Genomic DNA, 7058 nt, shown 5'->3' with positions numbered 1-7058 from the left:
CCCATGACCAACCCCTTCGACGACCAGGACGGCACCTTCCTCGTGCTCGTCAACGAGGAGAACCAGCACTCGCTCTGGCCGCAGTTCGCGGACGTCCCCGAGGGCTGGACCGTCGTCCACGGCCCCGACACCAACGCCGCCTGCCTGGAGTACGTCGAGAAGTCCTGGACCGACATGCGGCCCAGGAGCCTCGCCGACGCCATGGACACCCGGAAGTAGCGCGGCCCGTAGTGAACCCGACCGACACCACGGACGAGGCCCGCCCCGCGGCGGGCCTCGCCCCGGCCCACGACCCCGTCCCGTCCCACGACTTCGCCGCGGACCTGCTCACCCCCGAGGCCCGGCGGGACCCGTACCCCCTCTACGCCCGCATGCGGCGCGAGAGCCCCGTCCACCGCAGCGACCAGGGCATCTGGTACCTCACCCGGTACGCCGACATCGAGGCGGCTCTCGGCGACCTGCGGCTGTCCAACGACCGCGACCGGATGACCCGGGCCTACAGCGCGCTCGGCGGCGACCTGAAGGCCCTGAGCCGGCTCACCGACCGGCTCGGCCGGGTGATGACCAACACCGACCCGCCGGACCACAGCCGACTGCGCAAGCTGGCCAACCGGGCCTTCACCGCCCGCCGGGTCGAAGCGCTGCGCGACGGCGTCCAGGGCATCGTCGACCGGCTCGTCGACGAGGCGGTCGCGGCCGGGCGGAGCATGGACCTGATCGAGGCGGTCGCCGCCCCGCTGCCGATGTCCGTCGTCTGCGAGCTCTTCGGCATCCCGGAGGAGGACCGGCCGCGGGTCAAGGGCTGGTTCCGCCGCTTCGGCCGGCTCACCGAGGACATCGACAAGTCCGAGGCGGCGATCGACCAGTACGAGGAGTACCTGTCCGGGCTCATCCGGGAGCGCCGGCGCGCGCCGGGCGACGACCTGATCAGCGCCCTGGTCGCCACCCAGGCGCAGGACGAGCGGCTCACCGACTCCGAACTGCTGTCCACCTGCTTCGTCCTGATCACCGCCGGCGACGAGACCACCGCCAACCTGATCAACAACGGCGTCCTCGCCCTGCTGCGCCACCCGGACCAACTGGCCCGGCTGCGGGCGGATCCGGGGCTGATCCGCGGCGCCGTCGAGGAGCTCGCCCGCTACGACACGGTGACCCAGGCGATCGTCCGGGTCGTCGCGGAGGACCTGGAGATCGGCGGACGGAAGCTGCGCGAGGGCGAACTGGCGTACCTGTTCCTCGCCGCGGCCAACCGCGACCCGGACCGCTTCGAGGACCCCGACCGGCTCGACCTCACCCGCCCCGGCAACCGGCACCTGACCTTCGGCCACGGCCCGCACTTCTGCCTCGGCGGCCCGCTGGCCAAGCTCCAGGCCGAGGTGGCGATCGGCACGCTGGTGCGCCGGCTGCCCGGGCTGCGGCTGGCCGACGAGGCGGCGCTGGACTGGCGGCCCAACCCGCTGCAACGGCGGCTGAGCGCCCTCCCGGTCACCTACTGACCATGAACGACGACCACTGACCATGAACGACGACGAAGGAGTACCGATCATGGCCCGAGAGTTCGAGGTCCGCCGGGAACAGGACCTGCCCGCCACGCCCGAACAGGTCTGGGACGCGGTCGCCACCGGCGCCGGCAACCTCGGCTGGCTGTACCCGATGGAGGTCGAGCCGCGCGTCGGCGGAAAGGCCAGCCGGGGCGACTCCACCGTCGTGGCGTGGGAGCCGCCGCGGCGGTTCGCCGTCCGGGCGACCCAGGACGGCGGGTTCTCCAACACGCTCAGCTACCACATCGAGCCCGCCGACGGCGGAACGAGCCACCTGCGGATGGGCATCCACTGGGTGCACACGGGCGTCGTCGACGAGGCCTGGATGTGGGACGCCAAGTCGGACGCGGCCGAGAAGCACGTCGACTTCTACCAGCACGGCCTCGCCGAGTACCTGCGGCACTTCGCCGGCCGCTCCGCCGTCTACGTCAGGGCCCCGCGCCCCGAACCCACCGCCGACCCGGCCGACTTCGCCGCCCTGCGGCTGCGCCTCGGCCTCGCCGCCGACGCGGCCGTCGGCGACCGCCTGCAACTCGACGTCCCCGGTACGGACGGCGGCCCGGAGGAGGTGGTCGTGGACTGGCTCAGCCCCGACTTCGTCGGCCTGCGCGGCCCGGACGCGCTCTACCGGTTCTTCAACGGCAGCACCTGGAACGTGCCGATCTGGCTCGGCCACCACCTGTTCGCCGAGGACGCCGACGAGCAGCGGGCCACCGCGGCGTGGACCGCCTGGCTCAACGACACCCAAGCCTAGGAACCCCGATGGAAACCTCCACCAGGACACTGCTCTTCGCCGCCGAACTCGTCGAGGAGAACGGCACGTACACGCTGCTCGTCGAGGACGTGCGAACCGGCAGCGTCGAGACCACCCCGGTCCCCAAGGCCATGGTCGACAAGCTTCCGACCTTCCTCTCGGCGCTCGCCGCCAAGCTCAACCCACCGGCGCCGCGCCGCCGTTGGTAGCCCTTCCCGCACCGTGAGGCCGGTGCTGTCCGGGAGCCGCCGCTCCCGGATGGCACCGGCCTCGCCGCGTCCGGTGGCGTTCACCGGCCGGACCGCCCTCGCCGGCGCGGGTGTGGGACGACTCCGCTCGACGCGGTTAGTTCATATGACGATGCGTCAACAGACTTTGCACTGGCCCGGGTCGAGGTCGTCGCGGTCGGTCGCACCCCGTGCAGGGGGCGCGCGACGGGCGTCGAGCGCGGTGGTCGGACCGTTCGTGTGGGCCGCCGGGATGACCTCCCCAGCGTGCCGGACCGACCCGGATGGTGGAGACGGCATAGTCGTCCCGTCGCCCAATGGCGTGTTCACTCCGTCATCCAGAGTCCCGTGCACACCCTGGAGAGTCCTCGATGCCCAAAGTCAGACGTCGCCGGGGCCTGGCCCCGGCCTTCGGGGTGCGGGGCAGTACCGTCCCGGCTCGTCCGTCGAACCGTGCCGCGTCGAAGCGGCGCGGCTGGTCCGGAGCGCTGGCAGCGGCGCTGACGCTGGCACCGCTGTCGCTCGTCCCGCTGATGGCCGCCCCCGCCGCGCACGCCGCCCAGGCCTGCCCGCCCGACCCGGGCTACACCGACTGCCTCGCCTTCACCCACACCGGTGGCGGCCAGGACTTCACCGTTCCCCCCGGCGTCACCTCCGTCCGGGCAAAGGCCTGGGGTGCGGGCGCGGCCGCCGAAGCGGACAGCCCCGCGGGAACGGCCGGCGCCGACCACCGGAGCCGACCGGGGGCCGCCGGCGCCTTCGCGACGGCTCTGCTGGACGTGACGCCGGGGCAGCGGCTGACGGTGGTGCCCGGCCAGGGCGGGCGGGCGCACTCCGAGGACCCGAGCTCCCCGGCGGCTCGGACGGCCCTCGGCGGCGGCGCCTCCAGCGTCCTGGCCGACGAGCCGCACGCCTCGGCCCGCACCCTGCTGGCGGCCGACGGCGGCACCTCCCCGAGCGCGGGCGGCGCGGCCGTCGGCTCCGGGGGCGGCGACGTTCCGGCGGGCCTGGTCTCCCACCTGACCGAGCGCCAGTACGTCGCCGGGGCGGGCTTCGGCGGCTTCGCTCACCCCGCCGCCCCGGTGAAGCCCGGCGACCGCGACGGACATGACGGACGCGACGGACGTGACGGCGGCAACGGCCTCGTGGTGCTGGAGTGGCAGGCCCCGGACGCCGCCTCGGCGAAGGCCGCCCCCGTCCAGGGCAACGCCTCGCAGGCCCCGTCCGCCTCGCCGTCCGCGGTGCCGTCCGCCGCGAGCGCCCCCGAGCCCCCGTCGGCCGCAGCGTCCGCTGAGAGCGTCCCCCCGTCGGGCACGGCCCCGGCCGGCCACGCCCCCAGGGCACCCGGCACCCCCTTGGACTGCAGCGGCAACACGATCTACGCCGTCCAGCGCGGCTCCTCGGGCGCCGGTACGGGCACCCTGCTGGCCCTGGCCTCCGGCACCGTCGGCGGCGCCAGCGTGACCGCCACGACGGTGAGCACGCTCCCCGCCGGGTCCGGCTTCACCAACGCCCTGGGCATCACGGACGGCGGCACCGCCGCCTACGTGGTCGACCAGACGCCGGCCGTCAGCGGGTCCGTGAACGTGTACGGCTACAACGCGGCCACCGGCGCCTGGACCGTCTACACCGGATCCGCCGGCCCCACCAGCGACTCCTTCGTCGCCGGCGCGGTGAACCCGGTCAACGGCATCTACTACTACGCCAGCTTCGAGCCCGGTACCGCGACCACGCCCGGCGTGGCCACCCTCTACGGGTTCAACACCACCACCAACACCGCGATCCCCGGCGTGATCGGCACGTTCGACCTGCCGGTCACCGGCACCTCCGGCCCCAACGGCGACATCACCTTCGACGCGGGCGGCAACCTCTACATCCTCTCCTCCGTCGGGACCGACGCCGCCATCGGCCGGGTCTCCGCACCGATCCCCACCACGGGGTCGGCCACCGGTGTGCCGCTGACCAGCACGACGCTGAGCACCCTGGACAACCCGACGGACAGGTCCTTCAACGGGGCGGCCTTCGACAACGTCGGCAACCTCTACATCGAGTTCACCTCGGGGACCACCACCTACCTGGAGCGACTCAACCCGAACACCGGCGCGGTCACGGCCGGTCCGACGCCGTACACCAACAACGCCTTCCTCTCCGTGGACCTCGGCGCCTGCTCCACCAACCCGACCCTGACCCTGCAGAAGGACATCGTCGGCCGGTTCGCCGAGTCGACCACGTCCAACGACCAGTTCACGCTGGAGATCACCGGCGGTGGCGTCACCCAGGGCAACACCGCCACCACGACCGGCACCAGCACGGGCGTCCAGTCGCCCCCGGCCGGCCCGGTCATCGCGCTGTCCGGCACCACCTACACCCTCACCGAGACGGCGGCCTCCGGAAGCCTCTCCGACTACACCGCCACCTACGACTGCGTCGACACGGCCAACGGCAACGCCCCGGTCGCCTCGGGCAGCGGCGTGACCACCTTCAACCTGCCGTTCCCGGCGACGGTGGAGGACAAGAACAGCCCGATGGTGCTCTGCACCTTCACGAACACCCCGGTCCCGGCGACGCCCGCGCTCACCATCGCGAAGTCGGCGTCGCCGACGACGGTTTCGGCGGTCGGACAGGTCGTGGACTACAGCTTCCTGGTGAGGAACACCGGGAACGTGACGCTGACGGACGTGACGGTGAACGAGACGGCGTTCTCGGGCACCGGGACGCCGCCGGTGGTGAGCTGCCCGCCCGCTGCGGCCTCGCTCGCCCCCGGTGCGTCGGTCACCTGCACGGCCGCCTACACGGTCACCCAAGCGGACATCGACCGAGAAAAGATCACCAACACCGCGACCGCGACGGGTACGCCGCCGTCCGGCCCGCCGGTGACCTCCCCGCCGTCCACCGTGACCGTCACGGCCACCGCCAACCCGGCCCTCACCATCGTCAAGTCGGTCGACGCGACGGAGCTGACGGCGGCGGGCCAGGTGCTGCACTACATGTACCTGGTGACGAACACCGGGAACGTGACGCTGGCGAACGTCACGGTGAACGAGACGGCGTTCTCCGGTTCCGGGACGCCGCCGGTGGTGAGCTGCCCGCCCGCTGCGGCCTCGCTCGCCCCCGGTGCGTCGGTCACCTGCACGGCCAGCTACACGGTCACCCAGGCGGACATCGACCGAGGGAAGATCACCAACACCGCGACGGCGACGGGCACGCCGCCGTCCGGCCCGCCGGTCACCTCCCCGCCGTCCTCGACCAGCGTCCCGAACACCCCCGAGCCGGCCCTCACGATCGTGAAGTCGGCGTCGCCGACGACGGTTTCGGCGGTCGGGCAGGTCGTGGACTACAGCTTCCTGGTGACGAACACCGGGAACGTGACGCTGACGAATGTCACCGTGAACGAGACGGCGTTCTCCGGTTCCGGGACGCCGCCGGTGGTGAGCTGCCCGCCGGCTGCGGCCTCGCTCGCCCCCGGCACGTCGGTCACCTGCACGGCCAGCTACACGGTCACCCAGAGCGACCTGCGGAGCGGGAAGATCACCGACACGGCGACGGCGACCGGTACTCCGCCGTCCGGCCCGCCGGTCACCTCCCCGCCGTCCACCGTGACCGTCACGGTCACGCCCGCACCGGCGCTCACCGTCGTCAAGTCGGTGGACGCGACGGCGCTGACCGGGGTGGGCCAGGTGCTGCACTACGCGTACCTGGTGACGAACACCGGGAACGTGACGCTGACGGACGTGACGGTGAACGAGACGGCGTTCTCGGGCGCCGGTACGCCGCCGGTGGTCTCCTGCCCGCCCGCTGCGGCCTCGCTCGCCCCCGGGGCGTCGCTGACCTGCACGGCCGAGTACACGGTGACGCAGGCGGACATCAACGCGGGCAGCATCACCAACACCGCGACGGCGACCGGTACTCCGCCGTCCGGCCCGCCGGTCACCTCCCCGCCGTCCTCGACCACCGTCCCGAACACCCCTGAGCCGGCGCTCACCATCGCGAAGTCGGCGTCCCCGACGACGGTTTCGGCGGTCGGACAGACGGTCGACTACGCGTACCTGGTGACGAACACCGGGAACGTGACGCTGACGAACGTGACGGTGAACGAGACGGCGTTCTCGGGCGCCGGGACGCCGCCGGTGGTGACCTGCCCGGCGGGTGCGGCCTCGCTCGCCCCCGGGGCGTCGGTCACCTGCACGGCCGCCTACACGGTCACCCAGGCGGACATCGACCGAGGGAAGGTCACCAACACGGCGACGGCGACGGGTACTCCGCCGTCCGGCCCGCCGGTGACCTCCCCGCCGTCCACCACCACGGTGACCACGAAGGAGGCACACGGGCACCTGCCGAACACCGGCACCGGCACCGACACCCGGCTCGCCGAGCTGGCCGGGAGCCTCCTGCTCCTGGGCGGCGGCCTGACGCTCGCGACACGCCGCACCCGTCGTCGCGGCTAGGGCCTGTGTGATGTTGTGATCAGTTGGGTGGTCGCACGAGGTCGTCTATCCAGATCATTGAGGCGCGGAGGTGGAGGCCTGCGAGGTAGCT

At 72.8% G+C, this 7058-nt stretch carries 5 protein-coding genes; all 5 read left to right on the top strand.

All coding sequences use genetic code 11. The annotated features are described in order from the left end of the window. Window positions 1-3: 3 nt before the first annotated feature. Window positions 4-219 (top strand): MbtH family protein, encoded by a 216-nt coding sequence (locus ACFVXH_RS37435; RefSeq protein WP_049649155.1) that lies wholly within the window; start codon window positions 4-6, stop codon window positions 217-219. 11 nt (window positions 220-230) lie between these two features. Continuing rightward, window positions 231-1496 carry a cytochrome P450 gene (locus tag ACFVXH_RS37430; protein WP_387830591.1) on the top strand — a complete coding sequence of 422 codons (1266 nt, stop codon included), beginning with the start codon at window positions 231-233 and terminating at the stop codon, window positions 1494-1496. 49 nt (window positions 1497-1545) lie between these two features. Then, complete coding sequence (locus ACFVXH_RS37425) at window positions 1546-2295, top strand: SRPBCC domain-containing protein (RefSeq protein ID WP_387830589.1); 750 nt, start codon at window positions 1546-1548, stop codon at window positions 2293-2295. Between the two features lie 8 nt (window positions 2296-2303). Continuing rightward, the gene (locus tag ACFVXH_RS37420) at window positions 2304-2504 is read left to right on the top strand and encodes a hypothetical protein (RefSeq protein ID WP_049649157.1); all 201 of its coding nucleotides are present in this window, start codon (window positions 2304-2306) and stop codon (window positions 2502-2504) included. 389 nt (window positions 2505-2893) lie between these two features. Continuing rightward, entirely contained in the window at window positions 2894-6967 is a 4074-nt protein-coding gene (locus ACFVXH_RS37415; protein WP_387830587.1) for an LPXTG cell wall anchor domain-containing protein, read from the top strand. Window positions 6968-7058 lie beyond the last annotated feature (91 nt).

This window comes from Kitasatospora sp. NPDC058184 (genome assembly GCF_042883725.1).
Lineage (GTDB): Bacteria > Actinomycetota > Actinomycetes > Streptomycetales > Streptomycetaceae > Kitasatospora.
Note: the sequence above shows the minus strand (reverse complement) of the source record. Positions and strands in the feature narration are given on the sequence as shown.